The following is a 17,445-nucleotide window of genomic DNA, read 5'->3' on the forward strand; positions in this document are numbered from 1 at the left end:
TCATGAGGCCGTCTCCAGCGCGGCGAGCCGGCCCTCGACCTTGGCGCCCGGGGCGTCCAGCTGCGCGAACCGGGCGTCCGGGGACGACGCGGCCGGCCCCTGCTGTCCACGGCCCCCGCCCCGGGCCGGCGGCGCGGGCGCGGGCACCCGTTCAGAAGCGGCCACCGCCGCCGCGCCGACCACGGGTGCCCTGGCCGCCGAATCCGCCGAAACCGCCGAAACCGCCGGGACCGCCGTCCCCTCCCGGCACACCACCCGCACCGCCCCGGCCCCCGTACGCGCGCACATCCTGTTCGGCCAGGCTCCGGGCCTGCCCGGCCAGGGAGTCGGCCTGCTGTGCCTGGGCCAGCGCGCCCTGTGGATCGTCGATTCCGGCCAGTTCACGGGACCGGTCGAGCCGTCGCCGGGCCTCCGAGAGCCGGGTCCGGGCCCGGCTGCCCACCGCTGCGCGGTCGATGGTGACGTAGTCGGCGGCGGCGGCGAGCGTCGAACGCGCGATGAGCGTGGCCCGGTCGAGACGGGAGCGCGCCCGCTGGTCGCCCCGCTCCCGTTCGTGGGCACCGGCCAGCGCCTCGTCGAGTGCCGTGTCCGCCTCCTCCACCCTGCGCAGCGCGTCGATGGGGTCGTACGGACCGGCCGCCATCGCCTCCCGAACGTCGTCGAGCACCGATGTCGCACGCGCGATCCGGCCCCGCAGGTCCGCCGTCGAGACGCCCTCGGCGGTGCCTTCGAGCAGCCCGCCCGCATCGGCCAGGTCGGTCTGTGTTTCGGTGAGCGCGGTGGACAGCAGGTCCGCCGCCTCCGCGAGTTCCCGGCCGCGCCGGTCCACGGCGTCGACGAGGACGGTCGCCTGGTCGACGGCGCCCTCGGCGGCCCGTACGTACGCCCCCGCCGCGGCGTTGTTCCCCGTGTCCACGGACTGCCGGGCGCGATTGAGCCGGGACATGGCGAAGACGAGCCGGTCCTCGGCCTGTTCGACGGCGCCGCCGACCGGCGCGGAGGCCGATTCCGCGTACCGGCCGCGCATCGCGCTCAGAGCGGCCGCGGCGGAGGGGACGCGAGCGGCGAGCGCCCGGAACGCGGTCTCGGCCGTGACCAGGGCCTGCGGGGCGTTGCGTTCCCACGCGCGCAGCCGGTCGAAGTTCTCGGACACCGCGTCGAGGCGGGAGTTGGCGTCCCTGCAGCGGCCGATGATCTGCTCCAGCATCCGGCGCCGCTCCGCCTCGTCCTCGGGAAGGGCGTCGTCCAGCTGTTGGCGCAACCGGAACGCGTTCGTCAGCTCGCCCTCGGCACAGCCGACGGCCTCGGCGAAGGGGGCCGCGGCCTCCTCGCCGAACTGCGCGGTGGCGTGGCCCAGTTCCTCCTCGCCGGCGCGGACCGCGTCGTCGGTGTCCACCAGGGTCCGCTTCGCCCGGCCGTCCAGCCGGGACAACGAGGTCGGCTGCCGCGGCCTGCCGCCCGGTCCGGCGGGTCCCCGGCCCCGGCCGGTCGTACCCGGTGTGGTGCGGGTCGTGGCGCGCCTCCTGCGCCGGGTGTACGTGTATCCGGCGACCGCCGCAGCGCCGCCGACGACGACCACCGGCAGGATCAGGTCCACGGCACTCGCACCGCTCGGATTCCCGGTTCCCGGATCGGGGGCACCGGGCGTGATCGTCGGGGTGGGCGCGGCCCTGGCGGCCAGTGAGGCGGAGCACCCGTTCACGGCGCCGATCGCCGCACCGGCCCACTCGTGCTTCCCGAGCGCGGGTTCGACGGCCGTGCCGGCCACGTCCCGGAGCTGGATGCGACGGCTTTCGTACAGCCGGTCGAGTGCTGCCGTGACCTGGTCCTCGCGGTCCCCGGGCGCCCCCACCCGGTCGGTGGTCCGGCCGTCCCGGGACAGGGTGACGGGATCGTCGGCGCGAGCGGTCGACGCCGTGCCGAGGGCCGACCAGCACACCGTCAGCAGCACGGCGAGGAGGGCCCGGCCCGGTGGGGACATCCGGGTGCGGCTGACGAGCGGCGTCACCTTTGTGAGGCTAGGTCCACTCCCGGTCACCCGCGACCCGGCGATCGGGCCCGGAACCGGCGACGGCGCCTACGGCCGCGGTCCGGCCGCGCGGACCGCGGCCGGGAACCGCGCCCGGTCGCCCTTCCGCGCCGGCTGCGCGGGGCGGAAGGGCGACCGGGCGGTGTACCGGAAAGGGACCGACCCCCTCCGCGCACGTCGCCGCGACGCGGATCAGATGGAGAACCGCTCCTTGGCGAGCAGCGGGCGCACCCTCGACTGGAATCCGCCGGTCCGGAAGGGCTTCTGCAGCAGGCCGGGGCGGATCGCCTGGGCCAGCGCCGCCGCGATCATGCCCTGGTCGAGAGCGAGCATGTAGTCACTGACCCGGCCGGTGCCGACGTTGACGGAGTCCCGGAATCCGTAGCCGTCGTGGTAGGCGCCGAAGTCGCGGTCGAGTGCCCGCAGGTTGGCGACCGCCTCGTCCGGCGCGTAGGGCAGGGCGAGGAAGGAGGCGTGCGGGGTGACCACACCGTTGGTGAACGCCGAGGGGGGCGGCAGCGGCGCGCCGTCCGTGGTGTACGTGCGGTCGGTGTTGGAGGCGTAGCCGTCGATCTGCATGCCGATCGCGTCGACCCCGTACTCCTGGTACCCGCCCTCGGGGATGTTCGCGGGGGAGAAGCCCCAGTACCCGTACCGCGCCTCCTCCATGCCGTGCTCGATCTGGCTGCGGACATAGCGCTGGTGCGTCAGACCCCAGGAACGCGGCGACCACTCCGGCTCCGGCACGAACAGCGGCACCATCAGGGCCTCGAACATCGACCCGCCCCAGCTGGGCACGATCTTCCGGCCGCGGTGGGTGTAGTGCCCCTGCCAGACGCGTACACCGTCCATGGCGACGTAACCGCCCTGCGGGTACTGCTCCTGCCCGTGCTCGGGGAGCATCGTGCGCAGCAGGTGCCAGTAGTGGTCGGAGGGCAGGGAGCCGTCCGCGATGCCCAGGTAACTGGCCATGCGCGGTTCGGTGTTGAGTGCTCCGTAGTGGTGGCCGGTGGGCTCCCCGGTGTCGGTCCAGAACCCGCCGCGCAGCTGGCCGGGGCCGGCGACCGGGTCGGCCGGGTCGTACGGCGTGTAGTAGTAGGACCAGTCGGCGGTCGCCAGGATACGGGCGACACGGGGACGCAGGGCGGGGGAGGCGTCGGCGGCGATGCGCAGACCGGTGACCAGCCAGGCGTTGTCGACGGAGGAGAGGAACGGACGCACCGGGTCGCCGGTGCCGGGCCACTCGGTCAGGACCGAACCGTCGTGCGCGTCGTACCAGTTGAGCCAGAAGCCGTGGTGGCGCTCCAGCTTCTCGACGGCCCGGACGGTGTGCTCCAGCCTGCGCCGCATCGTGGCGTCGTCGATCACGCCGAGCCCGGCGGCGGCGACGGTCGACCAGAGGCCGCAACCGATGTTGGTGGGCGACGTCTGGCGCGACTGCACAGGGGCGCCGGGGCCGCTGACGTCGATCTTGTCGACGGCGAGACCGAAGTCGGTCGTCATCGCCTCGATCGAACGGTATGTGTCACGGAACCAGCGCCGGAGCAGTGCCGTGTCCGGGCCCGGCGCGGACTGTCCGGACTGCGCGGCGCCTGCGGAAGGCACGGATACGGCTCCGAGGGACAGGGCGGCAGCCCCTGTTCCCGCGGCGGTGAGAAACGTGCGACGGTCCATCAGAACCCCTCGAAGAAGAGCCACCGACTGTGGGCGGTGGGCGGATTTCGTTCGTCGGTCGTGACTGAGGGCGCGGGACGCCGTGCCGTGCGTACGGCACCCGCGTGGGTGCCGCACGTGGGCGGGGCTGGACAACGTGCGGCGCCCACGCGGGCGAAGGGCCTGTCCGGCGGATCGGGGCCGGACAGGGCCCGGCTGTACGGGAACCGGCGTCCGTCAGGTATCACCGGTTCCCGTACGGGCGGGAGCGGTCAGGTCGCTCCCGGTCGGGGGGCCGACGTCAGTCGGTGATGCGCGGCAGCGCGCGCGTGCGGCCCATCCCGCCCAGCCAGACGGCGGACGGCTTGGGCAGGCGCTCGAAGGTCTCCGGGTCCCAGCCGATCAGGCCGAAGGTCGGCTTGTAGGAGCCCCACTCGTAGTTGTCGAGCGCGCTCCAGGCCAGGTAGCCCTGGATGTTGAGGCCGTCCTCCAGCGCGGACGCGACCTCGTTCAGCGCGCCGGTGTAGTAGTCGATGCGGCGGCTGTCGTCGCCGGTGGCGATGCCGTTCTCGGTCACGATCAGCGGCACGTCGTTGCCGAGCACCTCGGCGGTGTGGCGCAGCGCGTGGCCGACCGCGGAGGGGTAGTACTCCCACTGCGTGAGGGTGCGCTCGGCGTCGTCCGGCGTCGGGATGGGGCCTTCGGGGCCGATCTTGGTCCGGGTGTAGGACTGCACCCCGATCCAGTCGTCGCCGCGGGCGGCCTCGATGAAGACGTCCTCGCGGGGGTGGCGGTAGGCCGCGGTGACCTCCTCGGCACCGGGCAGGGCCTGGTAGACCTGGTTGGCGATGGTCCAGCCGACCTGGATGCCGGCGTCGATCGCCCGGACCTCCTTGACGGCCGCGTGGTGCGCGGCGATGACGGCCAGGGTCGTCTCGTCGTCGGGGGTCGGGAGCCCGGCGGGCGGGAAGCTGTTGTCGCCCCGCTTGGCCTGGCCGGCCATCACGGCGATCATGTTCGGCTCGTTGATCGTGCAGACGTGGCTGACGCCCTCGGCGATCACCGGCGCGCAGGCCGCGACGTAGCGGGCGAAGAGCTCGACCGCGCCCTCGGCGGTCCAGCCGCCGCGCGCCTCGAACCACTGCGGCACGGTGAAGTGGTGCAGGGTGATCATGGGGCGCAGGCCGCGCTCGATCGCGCCCTCGACCATCCGGCGGTAGTGGGCGAGCTCGGCCCGGGAGAACCGGCCCTCGACGGGCTCGATGCGTGCCCACTCGATGGAGAACCGGTAATCGGTGAAGCCCAGACCGGCCAGCGCGTCCATGTCCTCGTGCCAGCGGTGGTAGCTGTCGGAGGCGTCCAGGCTGGGCTCCTGGATGTGGGTGCCCTCGGCGTGCTCCTTGACCCACCAGTCGCAGTTGATGTTGTTGCCCTCGATCTGGTGGGCGGCGGTGGAGGCGCCCCACAGGAAGCCTTCGGGGAACGGGACCTGGGTGTGAGTCATCGCAAACTGTCTTTCTGGTGCGTGAAGGGGTGTGGCCGGCGGAGCGCGGGGCGCGCGGCCTCGTACGTTTCGGTGGGGCGGCCGACCCGGGTCGGCCGCCCGGGGCGGGCTACTTCATGCCCGCCGTGGCGATGCCCTGGGTGAAGTGCCGCTGGAGCGCGATGAACAGGACCACGACGGGCAGGACGACCAGCAGGGAACCGGCCATCAGCATGCCGTTGGATCCGCCCGCCTTGTTGGGGTCGGTGGCGAAGGTGGCCAGGGCGACCGGAAGGGTGTACTTGTCGGGGTCGTTGGTCGCGATGAGCGGCCAGACGAAGTTGTTCCAGGAGCCCAGGAACGTGAAGATCGAGAGCGTCGCCAGCGCGGGCTTCACCAGCGGCATCACGATCCGCCAGAAGATGTACCACTCGCCGGCGCCGTCCATCCGGGCCGCTTCCAGCAGCTCGTCCGGGATCGACTGCATGAACTGCCGCATCAGGAAGACACCGAAGGCTCCGGCGGCGAACGGCAGCACCAGACCGGCGTACGAGTCGATCAGGTGAAGCTTGCTCATCAGCACGAAGAGCGGCAGGAGCATCAGGTTGCCGGGCACCATCAGGGCGCCGAGGACCAGGCCGAAGATCTTGTTGCGGCCGGCGAAGTTCAGCTTGGCCAGGGCGTACCCGAGCATCGAGCAGAACACCAGGTTCGAGACGGTGACCAGCACCGCCACGATCACCGAGTTCATGAAGTACAGCGGCAGGTCGAGCTTGTCGAGCAGGTCCCGGAAGTTCTCCAGGGTCCAGTCGGTCGGGATCCACACGGGCGGGCTGGCCGTCAGCTCCTGCGGTGTCTTGAAGGCCGAGAGAGCCATCCACAGGAACGGCGCCGACATGATCAGCAGACCGACCGAGAGCAGGACGTAGACGAGCGGGCGCCTGAGGTTGCGGGTCTTCCCCGGCCCGGACGGCGCCTCGGCCGGCCGCGTGTCCCCGGGCTCCTTCGACGGCGCCGTCGAGACGGCGCCCGGTGCACTGGTGGCGCTCATTTCGTGTTGTCCTTCAGCAGTCGGAGCTGCAGCACCGTGATGCCCATGATCACTACGAAGAGGACATACGCCATGGCGCTCGCATAGCCCATGTGGAAGAAGTTGAAGCCCTCGCGGTACATGTTCAGCGAGACGGTGAGCGTGGAGTCCGAGGGACCGCCCTGGGTCATCACGAACGGCTCCTCGAAGACATTGAGGTAACCGATGGTGGTGATCACCGTGGCGTACAGCAGCGTGGGCCGCAGCAGGGGCACGGTGATGCCCTTGAACTCCTGCCAGACACCGGCACCGTCGAGCCGCGCGGCCTCCCGCACCTCGGTGGGGATGGCCTGCAGACCGGCGATGAAGAGCACCATGACCGTGCCGAGGTTGCGCCAGACGGCCATCGCGATCATCGACGGCATGGCGAGCGTCTCGGAGCCCAGGAAGTCGGGTGAGGTGAGGCCCACTTCGGAGAAGAGCCCCGCGATCAGCCCGTCGCTCGGGTCGAGCACGAACCGCCAGACCACGGCGACCGCGACGATGGTCGTGACCACCGGTGCGTAGAAGCCGACGCGGAAGAAGGTCCGTGCCCGGTCGATGCCGTTGTTCAGCAGTACGGCGACGACCAGCCCGAGGAAGATGGTCAGGGGGACACCGATCACCACGAAGTACGCCGTGTTGAACAGCGACTTGAGGAACTTGTCGTCACTGAAGAGATTGACGTAGTTCTCGAAGCCGATGAAGTTCGCGTCCAGCGGGTGCGTGACGTTGCGCAGCCCGAAGTCGGTGAAGCTCATCACCAGCGTGGCGACGATCGGGAACGCCATGAAGACGAGGAAGAGGACGAGGAAGGGAGTGGAGAACAGCCAGCCGGCCACGTTCTGCACGCCCATCGAGCGCTTCCTGCCGCCCCGGCGACCCGCGGGCCCGGTGGCCGGGGGCTTGGAGGCCCCCGGCCCGGCCTGCACCTTGGCCGACTCCGCGGCCTTTGAGGTCATGGTGCGCATGACTCCTACTTCACGAGGCCTTCGATTTGGGACTGGGCCGTCTTGAGCGCGTCCTCGGCGGACGCCTTGCCCTGGGTCACCTTGGCGATGGCCTGGTCGACCTTGTCGGTGATCTCGGTCCAGTTGGACAGCGAGGGCGAGGACTTGGCGGTGTCCATCTGCTTCTTGAAGACCTGGAGGTCGGCGTCGCCGGCGAGGTCGCCGGAGGTCCAGGCGGCGGTGTTGGCGGGCAGGTCCTTGGTGCGCTTGTACCAGTCGGCCTGGCCCTTGGTGTCCGTCAGGTACTTGATGAACTCGGTGGCGGCGGCCTTGTGCTTGCTGTCCTTGGAGACGACCAGGGAGGAACCGCCGGCCATGGAGACGGAGGACTTGTCGGCGGGCACGTTGGCCACCGCCCACTTGCCCTTGATCTGCGGCTGACCCTCGTTCAGCAGGGTGACGTGCCAGGGACCGCCGAAGAACATCGGGACGCGGCCGTTGCCGAAGTCCTTCACCACGTCGTAGCCGGGCTGCACGGACTTGTTGGAGAGCCCCTTGTCGAAGTACGAGCCGTACTCCTTGAGCGCCTTGACGGCCTCGGGGCTGTCGATGACGACCTCGCCCTTGTCGTTGACGATCTCGCCGCCGGCCGAGTACAGGAAGGAGTAGAAGTTCTGCACCGTGTCCAGGCCGCTCGGCTGGATGGACAGGCCCCACTTGGTTCCGGCCTTCTTCTGGTAGGCCGAGGCGAGGTCCTGCATCTCCTTCCAGTTGGTCGGAGCCTTGCTGACGCCGGCCTTCTCGGCCAGGTCGGTGCGGTAGTAGAGGACACGGGTGTCGACGTACCACGGCACGCCGTACGCCTTGCCGTCCACCTCGCCCTGCTGCCAGCCGGCGGGGAAGAAGTTCTTCTCGTCGAACGTCTTGGTGTCGACCGGCTCCAGCACGCCGAGCTCGGCGAACTCGCCCATGTAGCTGCCGCCCATCTGCGCCACGTCCGGCAGCGTGCCGGCGGCGGCCGCGGAGACCAGCTTCTGGTGGGCGACGTCCCAGCCGACCGGGGTCACCTTCACGGTGACGTTCGGGTTGGCCTTGGTGTACTCCTTGGCCACATCCGCGAGCTTCTCGCCCTCGGCCCCCATGGCCCAGACGGTGATCGTCTGCTTCTTGTCCGCGGCGACGTCGTCGCCACCGGAGCTGCCGCACGCGGTGATACCGAAGGTGAGCGCGACTGCGGTCGCGATTCCGGCCGTGGCGGTTCTGGCGGTGCGGGACATGGAGGGCTCCTCCTCGAGCAATCCGAATGTATGCGCTGCCTGTAAGCGCATACATCACTCTGCGACAGAGATTCAGGAATCCGCAAGAGGGTGCTAGGTCACACTCGTGCAACGTGCTGGACATCTGAATGTTCAACTTGGCACGGTAAGTGCGCTGTTTGCGAAATTGCGCATGATGTGACCGATTTCGCTGAGAGCCACATGGTGATCAACGGCCTGTACCGCCGCGGGCGCGGCCGATACGGTCGGGTCCATGGCTTCGTTCGAACACGACTTCCCCTTCGACCCGGCTTACGGGCGTACGCTCCAGGACCTGCTGGGCGTCCCCGCTCCGGCCGCTCCGGACGATTTCGACTCCTTCTGGCAGGCCCGTCACGCCGAGGCCCGCAAGGTCGCCACGGAGCCGGAACTCGGGCCGCCGGAGGAGGAGCGCGACGGGGTGCGGATCCACGGCGTGACCTTCACCTCGGTGGGCGGGGTGCGGCTCGGAGGCTGGGTGGCGCTGCCCGTCGAGGGCCCGGCGGACCACGGATTCGTCATCGGACACGGCTACGGCGGCCGGCAGGAGCCGGGCCCCGATGTGCCGCTGCCGCTGCCCCGGGCCGCGGCGATCCTGCCGTGTGTACGGGGCATGGGGACGCGCGGTCTGCACCCGGGCATCCCGGACGTGTCCGCCGCGCATGTGCTGCACGGCATCGAGTCGCGCGACACGTATGTCATCGGCGACTGCGTGGCGGACCTGTGGTGCGCGGCGTCGGCGCTGTGCGAGCTGGTGCCGGAACTGGCGCCGGAGGCGGGTGGCCCGGGGCTCGGGTACCTGGGGGAGAGCTTCGGCGGCGGGCTCGGCGCGCTGGCGATGCCCTGGGACGACCGGTTCGGGGCCGCGCAGCTGACGGTGCCGACCTTCGGCAACCATCCGCTGCGGCTCACCCTGCCGTGCATCGGCAGCGGGGAGTCGGTGCGGGGGTACCGGCGGGATCACCCCGAGGTCACCGAGGTGCTGTCGTACTTCGACGCCGCCACGGCCGCGACACGGCTGGAGATGCCCACGCTGGTGGCCGCGGCGCTCTTCGATCCCTCGGTGCCGCCGCCGGGGCAGTTCGCCGTGCACAACGCGCTGGCCGGTGAGCACGAGTTGCTGGTGCTGAGCGCGGGGCACTTCGAGCACGAGGGCACGGCGGCGGAGGTGGCGGAGCTCCAGGCGGTGCGGCGGCGGTTCTTCGGGGAGCGGCTGGGGCGGGCCTGAGGGCCGCCCCGGGGCCCCTCCCGTCAGCCGCAGCCGCAGCTGGCGCGGCGGATCACCGATACCGGAAGCATGAGCGACACCGGTTCGCGCCCGCTGTTGCCCAGGCGCTGTACCAGCAACTCGACGGCCTGCTCGCCGAGTTGGCGGATCGGCTGGCGCACGGTCGTCAGTGGCGGCCGTACGATCCGACTGAGCGGAATCCCGTCGAAACCGGTCACCGCGATGTCCTCCGGCACGCGTACCCCGCGCCGCTCCAGTGCGCGCAGCGCGCCCACCGCCATCTGGTCGTTGGCGAAGAGCACCCCCTCCGGCCGTTCGCCGGGCCGGTCGAGCAGCGCCTCCGCGGCCCGTGCGCCCTCGGCCTGGGTCATCGGCTCGGCCCGCAGGTCGGGCTCGTTCGGCACCGGCAGTCCGGCGTCGCGGCACGCCTCCTGGAAGCCCAGGAACCGCGCCCCGGCGTCCGGCGAGTCGGCTTCGCCCCCGACGAACGCGAGTCTGCGCAGCCCGTGGTCCTCGATCAGGTGGCGGGCCAGTTCGCGCTCCCCGTCGGCGTTCGCGACGACGACGTGGTCGAGGTGGTCGATCTCGCGCGGTCCGGCGAGCATCACCACCGGAATCCGGCGCGATATGACTTCGAGGTCCTCGGTCGGCACGGTCCGCGCCAGCACGGCGAAGCCGTCGACCCGTCCCGCGACCTTCGCCACGCTCTCCGGTCCGCCCTCCAGCGAGGCGGCGATCAGCAGCGCGTAGCCGTGCCGGCGTGCCGCCCGCTCCATGCCGCGGATGATCTGGTCGGAGTAGAGCATCACCGCGTCGTCGGCGTCGCTGTCGGCCTCCGCGTCGGCCTCGGCGTCGGGATCGGCCATGTCGGGGAAGCAGAGGCCGAGCACGCCGGTGGTCCGGCTGGCCAGGCCCCGGGCGTTCCCGCTGGGCACGTAGCCGAGCTGTCGGGCGGCTTCGAGGACCCGCTCACGGGTCTGGGCGCGCACCGAATCGGGGGTGCGGTAGACCCGCGAGACCGTGGCAATGGAGACGCCCGACCGCTCGGCGACGTCGTACACCGTTGGGGCGCTCACTCGACCGACCGTCCGCTTCTTCTTCCGTACCGAAGTACCTGCTGTTGCATGTACCGACCCTCTTTTGAAAGCGCATTCACCCTAGATCGCTGGCTGCTCGACGGGCAAGACCGCCCAAAAACAGACAGGTAACCTTGCAAGGTGGCCTGTGCATCTTCTACGGTGAAGGCATGCCCGAACCGATCGAAGCCCGATCTGCCGGTCCTCGCGCCGAGCCGACCGCCGAGCACTTGGCGACGCAGCTCACCGCCGCGGTCAGCCGATTGCTGCGACGGCTGCGCACCACGTCGTCGGAGAGCCTGCTCACGCCGACCCAGCGCTCGGTGCTCGCCAGGCTGGACGACGAGGGACCGGCCACCACGGCCGCGCTGGCCCGCGCCGAGTACGTGCGTCCGCAGTCCATGCGGCTGACCCTCGGAGCGCTGGAGAGCCAGGGACTCGTCGAGCGGGCGCCCGATCCGACCGACGGCCGGAAGTCGGTGATATCGATCACCGCGACCGGACGCACCACGCTCGCCGCGGTCCGGGCCGCCAAGCACAACTGGCTCGCCGAGGCCATCGCCGCCGAGCTGGACGGGGCCGAACGCCGCACGGTCGCCGAGGCGGCCGAGCTGATCGACCGACTGGTCGGGAAGTGACCGGCCGCCCCTTCGGCCGGGAGCCGACCGGCCGCGAGGCGCCCAGCGCGGCGATACCCGGGGCGGTGCCGGCACCCGCACCGCCGCAGACAAAGACGGCGACTTCCGCGGCATCCGCACCGCGGTCCACGGAGCGGCCCGTCCCCGGATTCGGCGCCCGCCTCACCGCCCCGCTCCTCATCGGCTCCCTGCTCAACCCGCTCAACACCACGATGATCTCCACGGCCCTGGTGGCGATCGGCCACCACTTCGGCATCGGTGCCGCCGACACCGCCTGGCTGATCTCGGTCCTCTATCTCGCCAGCGCCGTCGCCCAGCCCGTACTCGGCAGGCTCGCCGACGTCCTCGGCCCCCGCCGCGTCTTCCTCGCCGGGCTGATCGTCGTGATGGCATCCGGACTGGTCGGCACGTACGCGCCGGACTTCGGGTGGCTCCTGGTCTCGCGGCTGCTGCTCGGCATCGGTACGTCGGCGGCGTATCCGGCCGCCATGGCCGTACTGCGCGACGAGTCCCGGCGGATCGGCCGCGCGACCCCGCGTCCGGTCCTGGCGAGGCTCTCCTTCGCCGCGCTCGGCAGCGCCGCCGTCGGGCCCACTCTCGGCGGGCTGCTCGTCATGGCCGTCGGCTGGCGCGGCATCTTCGCCGTCAACGTGCCCGTCGCGCTCCTCGCGTTCGGGTCCGCGCTGCTCTGGATCCCGGCGGACCCGCCGCGCGGGCGCGCCGCCGACGGCAGCGTGCCGAAGCTCGACCTGGACCCGCTCGGCATCGGCCTCTTCTCCACCGCGCTCACCGTGCTGGTCGTCTTCCTGCTCGACCTCTCCCACCCCATGTGGTGGCTGCTCGCGCCGTTCGCCGCACTGACCGGCGTCCTGGTGTGGTGGCAACTGCACAGTCCCCGGCCCTTCATCGACCTGCGGATGCTCGCGGACAACGGAGCGCTCGCCCGTACGTATCTGCGCCACGGTGTGAGCTATCTGCTCATCTACTGCGTGATGTACGGCTACACGCAGTGGCTGGAGGAGGTGCGGGGCTACTCCTCCGGGCACACCGGAGTGCTGATGCTGCCGATGTCGCTCGCCGCGCTGGTCTGTTCGCTGCTCGGCGCCCGTACGAAGGGGATCCGCGGTCCGCTGACCCTGGCCTGTGTGCTGCTCACCGTCGGCGCCGGGGTGCTGGCGTTCTTCTCCGGCTCGACCCCGCTCGCCGTACTGCTGCTCGCCGGAGCCTGCTTCGGCATACCGCAGGGGCTGATCGGTACGAGCAACCAGGCCGCCGTCCAGGCGTACGCCCCGCCCGAGAGCATCGGCTCAGCCGCCGGACTCCAGCGCACCGCCCAGTACATCGGGGCCATCACCGCGTCCAGCCTGATCGCCCTCGCCTACGGACGGTCGGCGAGCGACGGCGGGCTCCACCTCATGGCGGCGGTCTCCGTCGTCCTCGGCCTGCTGCTGATCGTCCTGACCGTCACCGACCGCGCCCTGCGCACCCGTGCCTGAACCGTTTCGCCCGAACCGTTTCCACTCCCGAACCACAGGAGCACCACCGTGACCGCCACCACCCTGGACCCGAAGACCGCCCTGGTCGTCGTCGACCTGCAGAAGGGCATCGTCGCACTGCCCACCGTCCACCCCGCCGCCGACGTCGTCGCGAACTCCGCGACCCTCGCCGACGCCTTCCGCGCCAAGGGCCTCCCGGTCGTCCTGGTCCGCGTCACCGGCGGTGCCCCCGGCCGCACCGAGGCACCCGGTCGCTCCGGCACGCTCCCCGCCGACTGGGCCGAGATCGTTCCCGAGCTCGGCCCGCGCGAGGGCGACATCGTCGTCACCAAGCAGCAGTGGGGAGCCTTCTACGGCACCGACCTCGACCTCCAGCTGCGCCGCCGGGGCGTCACCCAGGTCGTGGTGACCGGCGTGGCGACCAGCATCGGCGTCGAGTCCACCGCCCGCTGCGCGTACGAGCACGGCTACCACGTCACCGTCGCCACGGACGCGGTGACCGACATGGACGGCGACGCCCACCGCAACGGCGTCGAGAAGATCTTCCCGCGTCTCGGTGAGACGGACACCACCGAGGCGATCGTCAAGCTGCTCGGCTGAGGGGGATCAGGGAGTCCCCCGCCGCCGGATCCCGTTCCCCGGCCGCACCGGCCGGTCGGACTTCCGGCCCACGGTCCGTTCCTTCGGCGGGATCAGCGCGTTGTCGGTGCTCCTGATGTGTTCGGGACACACCTGCGTGCAGCACTTCGTGATGTCGCAGTACCTCGGCCCGTGTTCCTCCTGGCCGCCGCCGTCCGGTCGGGTTCGGTCCCGGCGGCGTCCAGGAGGGGTGCCTGTCCGGCTCGGCGACGCACTTGCGCAGCTGGTCCTTCCCGGGCTCGAGCACCGACGGGGCGCGTGGGCCGGTTCGATGCGGATGACACAGCCCGGGGCGGACATCACCCGGCCGTGTGCGCGAGGACGGCGGTGGCCAGTTCCTCGTGCACCTCCGGCGGCAGCGTGTGCCCCATGCCCGCCACGATCATCAGCCGCGCCCCCGGGATCTGCTCGGCGATGATCGCGCCGTGGCCCGGCTTGGCCGGCTCGTGACTGCCCTCGACGACCAGCGTGGGCGCCTTCACCCGGTGCAGCACGTCCACCGGCTCGAAGTCCGGCTCGGCCATCGCGGCCAGCCGGTGGTTGGCCACCGCTGACAGGTCGCGGGCCCGGTCGTGGATCCGTTCCTGCAGCCGACGCGCCGCGTCCTCGTCGAACGGCAGCCCGGTGCCGTGCAGCACGCGCTGTTCGGCGATCATGCCGTCGATCCGGGTGCGTCGGTCCTTCGGCGGCGGGGCGGCCATGAGCGCACGGTAGAAGGTCACGAACTCCGGCGCCGGCTCGGGCAGACTCCCCTCGGGCTGCGGCTGCCCCATCAGAGACCGCATGATCACCCGACCTTCGCGGCCGCCGAGCGGCGAGGAGCCGATGACGGTCAGCGAGCGCACCCGTTCCGGCCGCTCCACCGCGACGAACTGGCCCAGCAGCCCGCCCGCCGAGTGGCCGACCAGATGCGCGCTCTCCAGGCCGTGGGCGTCCATCACGCGGTACACGTCGTTCTTGATGTCGTGCCACGTGTAGGGCTCCGCCGCGAAGTCGACCGTGCCCGACATGCCGGTGTCACGGTGGTCGTACCGGATCACCCGGCGGCCCCCGGCGACAAGGCGGCCGGCGAACTCGTCCGGCCACAGGACGCCCTGCGACATCGAACCCATGATCAACAGGATCGGCGGGTCCGTCGCGGCGCCGAACTCTTCACTCCAGATGTTCACTTCATGCATGTCTCAGAGCATGTCCGCTTCCGTCGCGGGTGCCTTCTGTAGAACTACCAGTCGCGCCAGTTCCGTACGGGAGCCGATGCCCAGCTTCGGATAGATCTTGTACAGGTGGTACTCGACCGTGCGCGGGCTCAGGAACAGCCGGGCAGCGATCTGCTTGCTCGACAACCCGTCGGCGACCAGGCCCGCGATACGCAGCTCCTGCGGGGTCAGCGCGTCGAGCACGGCCGGGGGTGAGGCCTGCCCGCTCTCGCCCGCCGCCCGCAGCTCGCCCTGCGCGCGCCTCGCCCACGGCCCTGCACCCGCCCGTTCGAACGTCTCCCACGCCATCCGCAGATGCGCCCGCGCCTCGCCCGGCCGCTGCGCGCGGCGCAGGCGCTCACCCAGCAGCAGAGCCGTCCTGGCGGCCTCGAACGGGTTGGTGTGCAGCCGCAACGCCTCGCCGAAGGCGTCCTCGGACGACTCGGCCAGGCCCCGGCAACGGGCCAGCAGAGCGCGCGACTCGGGCGTCGCGGCGTGCGCGGACCACCGCTCGTACGCCTCCAGCACCGCCCGAGCACCCGCCTCGTCACCCGCGCCCACGGCGGCCTCCACACGATCCGGCGCCATCCGCCACACCACGGCGGGATGGCCGACACCCGGTCCCGCCGCGGCGAGGGCCGTGAAACGGTCGTGCGCCGTCGCACAGCGCCCCAGGCACAGGTCGAGCAGGGCCAGCGCGTACGCGGCGACCCCCGCCCGCAGACCCACTCGATGCGGCACGGCGATGGCCAGCGCCTCGCGGGCCCGCCGTTCGCACGTCTCCACCTCGCCGCGCAGCGCCGCCAGCACCGCCAGGTTGGCCAGGTGCGCGGCCACCGTGTTCTCATAGCCGGCCTCGCGAGCCAGTTCCAGGCCCTCCTCGGAGACGGCCCGGCTGATGTCCAGCCGACCCGCCATGCGCTCGGCCGTCGCGACGAACTCCAGCACGACCGGCAACTGCCCGGTCATCCCCGACACCCTGGCCACCCGTCCGGCCCGTTCGGCCATCTCGGCCGCCAGATCCGACTCGCCCAGCTGGGCGGCCGCGGCCGCCGCCCACAGATACTCCGCGGCCTCCCGCAGCTCGCCGACCCGCGCCAGCGCCCGCCGCAACAGGCCCGCCCCGGCAGCGTCGCCGTCCAGTGTCAGGCCGATCCCGGCCACCGTGTCCCGCAGGAAACCCTCGGGGTGCGCTGCCGCCCTCCGCCCGAGCTCGACGACGGCCACCGTGTCACCGACGTACGAGGCAGCTTCCACAGCATCGGCGAGCATGTCCAGGCTGTCGCCCGCCGCCAGGATCCGCACGGCCTCGGCGGCGTTGCCCGAGTTCAGCTCGAACCGGCCTCGCAACTGGGCGATCTCCATCGTGAGGCCGGCACCGGCGTCGGCCAGGTCGCGGGCGTCGGCCAGCAGCGACTGCGCCTGCCCCGGTCGGCCACCGAGCCAGGCCGCGACGGCGGCGTCCTTCAGACGGGTGGCACGGGTGTGCGGCTCGGGCGTCAGCCCGGCCGCCCTGGCCAGGGCGGTGGCGGCGGTGCCGTACCCGCCACGGTCACGCGCCCGCTCCGCGGCGGCGACCAGCTCGGCGGCGACCTGCTCGTCCGGGCCCATCGCCGCTCCGGCCAGGTGCCAGGCGCGGCGGTCGCCCTCGGCCAGCTCCGCCAGCACGGCATGCGCCCGGCGGATCTCGGCGGCGGTGGCCGCCTCGTACACCGCCGACCGGACGAGCGGATGGCGGAAGTGCACACGCGCGCCCGAGAACTCCGCAAGCCCGGACTCCTCCAGCTCGGCCGGCGCCGACCGCCCGGTCCCGTCCCCCGCGTTCTCCCCGGGCCGTACCGCTCCCTCGGCGGACAACCGGTCGGTGGCGCGCAGAACCAGAGCGAGGTCGGCCTCCACCGCGGCGACCAGAGCGAGCCGCCGGGCGGGGGCGGACAGCGCGGCCACCCGATCGCCGAACAGCCGGACGCCACCGGGAAGCGGGTCGGGCAACGGCTCGCGCCCCGCGAGCTGAGCCGGTGACAGGCGGGCGGCGATCTCGCCCAGGGCGAGCGGGTTCGCGCCGGTCAGTGCGACGAGTTCCCGCACCACACCGGGCGGCACGCCCCAGCGCGACTCCAGCATCTCGGCCGCCGCGGCTCCGGGCAGGCCACGCACCTCCACCGTCAGGGGCACCCCCTTGACCGGAGCGTCCCCGCGCACGGCGAACAACATCGCGATCTTCTCCGTCGCCAGCCGCCTGGCGGCGAACAGCAGTGCATCGGCCGAGGCCCGGTCGGTCCACTGGAAGTCGTCGACCACGCAGAGCAAACCGTCCGGAGCGGCGGCCTCGGCCAGCAACGACAGCACACCCGCGCCCAGCAGGTACCGATCGCCGTCACTCCCGGGGGCGAGCCCCAACGCAGCGCGCACAGCGTCGCGTTGCGGTACGGGAAGCGCATCCAGCGAGCCGGTCACCGGCCGCAGCGCCTGGTGCAGCGCCGCGAACGCCAGGTCGGACTCGGCCTCGACGCCAGTGGTCCGCAGCACGCGCATGGCGCCGCCTCGCAGGGCCGCCGCGTCGAGCAGGGCCGTCTTGCCCACGCCTGCCTCGCCCCGCAGCACCACCGCGCCGCCGAAGCCGTCGCGAGCCCGCGCGATCACCTCGTCCAGTGCACCGCTTTCCGCGGATCTTCCGTAAAGCACGGACACCC

At 71.8% G+C, this 17,445-nt stretch carries 14 protein-coding genes and 1 pseudogene; 4 read left to right on the forward strand and 11 right to left on the reverse strand.

All coding sequences use genetic code 11. The features are described 5' to 3' along the window. From ACIRP2_RS11160 to ACIRP2_RS11190, 7 genes are all read right to left on the reverse strand, one after another. A complete protein-coding gene (locus tag ACIRP2_RS11160; protein ID WP_404248719.1) occupies positions 1 to 165 on the reverse strand; it encodes a hypothetical protein in 165 nt (54 codons plus the stop codon). Then, positions 152 to 1,981, reverse strand: coding sequence for a TPM domain-containing protein (locus ACIRP2_RS11165; RefSeq protein ID WP_404249458.1), 1,830 nt, complete (start codon positions 1,979 to 1,981; stop codon positions 152 to 154). Before ACIRP2_RS11165 ends, ACIRP2_RS11160 begins: the two co-directional genes overlap by 14 nt. A 240-nt stretch (positions 1,982 to 2,221) precedes the next feature. Next, positions 2,222 to 3,703, reverse strand: coding sequence for a glucoamylase family protein (locus ACIRP2_RS11170; RefSeq protein ID WP_404248721.1), 1,482 nt, complete (start codon positions 3,701 to 3,703; stop codon positions 2,222 to 2,224). Between the two features lie 280 nt (positions 3,704 to 3,983). After that, the gene (locus tag ACIRP2_RS11175; protein WP_404248723.1) at positions 3,984 to 5,186 is read right to left on the reverse strand and encodes a glycoside hydrolase family 1 protein; all 1,203 of its coding nucleotides are present in this window, start codon (positions 5,184 to 5,186) and stop codon (positions 3,984 to 3,986) included. 109 nt (positions 5,187 to 5,295) lie between these two features. After that, the gene (locus tag ACIRP2_RS11180) at positions 5,296 to 6,216 is read right to left on the reverse strand and encodes a carbohydrate ABC transporter permease (RefSeq protein ID WP_404248725.1); all 921 of its coding nucleotides are present in this window, start codon (positions 6,214 to 6,216) and stop codon (positions 5,296 to 5,298) included. Beyond that, positions 6,213 to 7,205, reverse strand: coding sequence for a carbohydrate ABC transporter permease (locus ACIRP2_RS11185; protein ID WP_404248727.1), 993 nt, complete (start codon positions 7,203 to 7,205; stop codon positions 6,213 to 6,215). The genes ACIRP2_RS11180 and ACIRP2_RS11185 overlap by 4 nt, the downstream gene beginning before the upstream one ends. 5 nt (positions 7,206 to 7,210) lie before the next feature. Continuing rightward, positions 7,211 to 8,461, reverse strand: coding sequence for a sugar ABC transporter substrate-binding protein (locus tag ACIRP2_RS11190; protein ID WP_404248729.1), 1,251 nt, complete (start codon positions 8,459 to 8,461; stop codon positions 7,211 to 7,213). 253 nt (positions 8,462 to 8,714) lie between these two features. Here ACIRP2_RS11190 and ACIRP2_RS11195 point away from each other — a divergent pair, with 253 nt between their 5' ends. Further along, positions 8,715 to 9,707 carry an acetylxylan esterase gene (locus ACIRP2_RS11195; protein ID WP_404248731.1) on the forward strand — a complete coding sequence of 331 codons (993 nt, stop codon included), beginning with the start codon at positions 8,715 to 8,717 and terminating at the stop codon, positions 9,705 to 9,707. A gap of 23 nt (positions 9,708 to 9,730) precedes the next feature. Here the strand turns inward: ACIRP2_RS11195 and ACIRP2_RS11200 are convergent, their stop codons facing one another. Next, the gene (locus ACIRP2_RS11200; protein WP_404248733.1) at positions 9,731 to 10,783 is read right to left on the reverse strand and encodes a LacI family DNA-binding transcriptional regulator; all 1,053 of its coding nucleotides are present in this window, start codon (positions 10,781 to 10,783) and stop codon (positions 9,731 to 9,733) included. A 170-nt stretch (positions 10,784 to 10,953) separates the two neighbouring features. Between ACIRP2_RS11200 and ACIRP2_RS11205 the strand changes: the two genes are divergently transcribed. The 3 genes from ACIRP2_RS11205 to ACIRP2_RS11215 all read left to right on the forward strand — a co-directional run bounded on the left by ACIRP2_RS11205 (position 10,954) and on the right by ACIRP2_RS11215 (position 13,517). Further along, entirely contained in the window at positions 10,954 to 11,421 is a 468-nt protein-coding gene (locus ACIRP2_RS11205) for a MarR family winged helix-turn-helix transcriptional regulator (protein WP_404248735.1), read from the forward strand. 65 nt (positions 11,422 to 11,486) lie between these two features. Continuing rightward, positions 11,487 to 12,917 (forward strand): MFS transporter, encoded by a 1,431-nt coding sequence (locus ACIRP2_RS11210; protein WP_404249460.1) that lies wholly within the window; start codon positions 11,487 to 11,489, stop codon positions 12,915 to 12,917. 48 nt (positions 12,918 to 12,965) lie between these two features. Beyond that, positions 12,966 to 13,517 (forward strand): isochorismatase family protein, encoded by a 552-nt coding sequence (locus ACIRP2_RS11215; RefSeq protein ID WP_404248737.1) that lies wholly within the window; start codon positions 12,966 to 12,968, stop codon positions 13,515 to 13,517. A gap of 6 nt (positions 13,518 to 13,523) precedes the next feature. Here ACIRP2_RS11215 and ACIRP2_RS11220 read toward each other — a convergent pair. From ACIRP2_RS11220 to ACIRP2_RS11230, 3 genes and pseudogenes are all read right to left on the reverse strand, one after another. Next, positions 13,524 to 13,715, reverse strand: a pseudogene (locus ACIRP2_RS11220) (succinate dehydrogenase/fumarate reductase iron-sulfur subunit); the annotation flags it as partial. 140 nt (positions 13,716 to 13,855) lie between these two features. Next, positions 13,856 to 14,734, reverse strand: coding sequence for an alpha/beta fold hydrolase (locus tag ACIRP2_RS11225; protein ID WP_404248739.1), 879 nt, complete (start codon positions 14,732 to 14,734; stop codon positions 13,856 to 13,858). A gap of 3 nt (positions 14,735 to 14,737) precedes the next feature. Then, positions 14,738 to 17,437, reverse strand: coding sequence for a LuxR C-terminal-related transcriptional regulator (locus ACIRP2_RS11230; RefSeq protein ID WP_404248741.1), 2,700 nt, complete (start codon positions 17,435 to 17,437; stop codon positions 14,738 to 14,740). Between the last annotated feature and the right edge of the window lie 8 nt (positions 17,438 to 17,445).

Origin of the sequence: Streptomyces sp. NPDC101194 (genome assembly GCF_044767885.1) — a bacterium.
Classification (GTDB): domain Bacteria; phylum Actinomycetota; class Actinomycetes; order Streptomycetales; family Streptomycetaceae; genus Streptomyces.

Excerpts from the sequence above, each read along its gene's own strand:
- ACIRP2_RS11165 (WP_404249458.1), bottom strand. The coding sequence starts at position 1,981 with ATGTCCCCACCGGGCCGGGCCCTCCTCGCCGTGCTGCTGACGGTGTGC.
- ACIRP2_RS11170 (WP_404248721.1), bottom strand. The coding sequence starts at position 3,703 with ATGGACCGTCGCACGTTTCTCACCGCCGCGGGAACAGGGGCTGCCGCC.
- ACIRP2_RS11175 (WP_404248723.1), bottom strand. The coding sequence starts at position 5,186 with ATGACTCACACCCAGGTCCCGTTCCCCGAAGGCTTCCTGTGGGGCGCC.
- ACIRP2_RS11180 (WP_404248725.1), bottom strand. The coding sequence starts at position 6,216 with ATGAGCGCCACCAGTGCACCGGGCGCCGTCTCGACGGCGCCGTCGAAG.
- ACIRP2_RS11185 (WP_404248727.1), bottom strand. The coding sequence starts at position 7,205 with ATGCGCACCATGACCTCAAAGGCCGCGGAGTCGGCCAAGGTGCAGGCC.
- ACIRP2_RS11190 (WP_404248729.1), bottom strand. The coding sequence starts at position 8,461 with ATGTCCCGCACCGCCAGAACCGCCACGGCCGGAATCGCGACCGCAGTC.
- ACIRP2_RS11195 (WP_404248731.1), top strand. The coding sequence starts at position 8,715 with ATGGCTTCGTTCGAACACGACTTCCCCTTCGACCCGGCTTACGGGCGT.
- ACIRP2_RS11205 (WP_404248735.1), top strand. The coding sequence starts at position 10,954 with ATGCCCGAACCGATCGAAGCCCGATCTGCCGGTCCTCGCGCCGAGCCG.
- ACIRP2_RS11225 (WP_404248739.1), bottom strand. The coding sequence starts at position 14,734 with ATGCATGAAGTGAACATCTGGAGTGAAGAGTTCGGCGCCGCGACGGAC.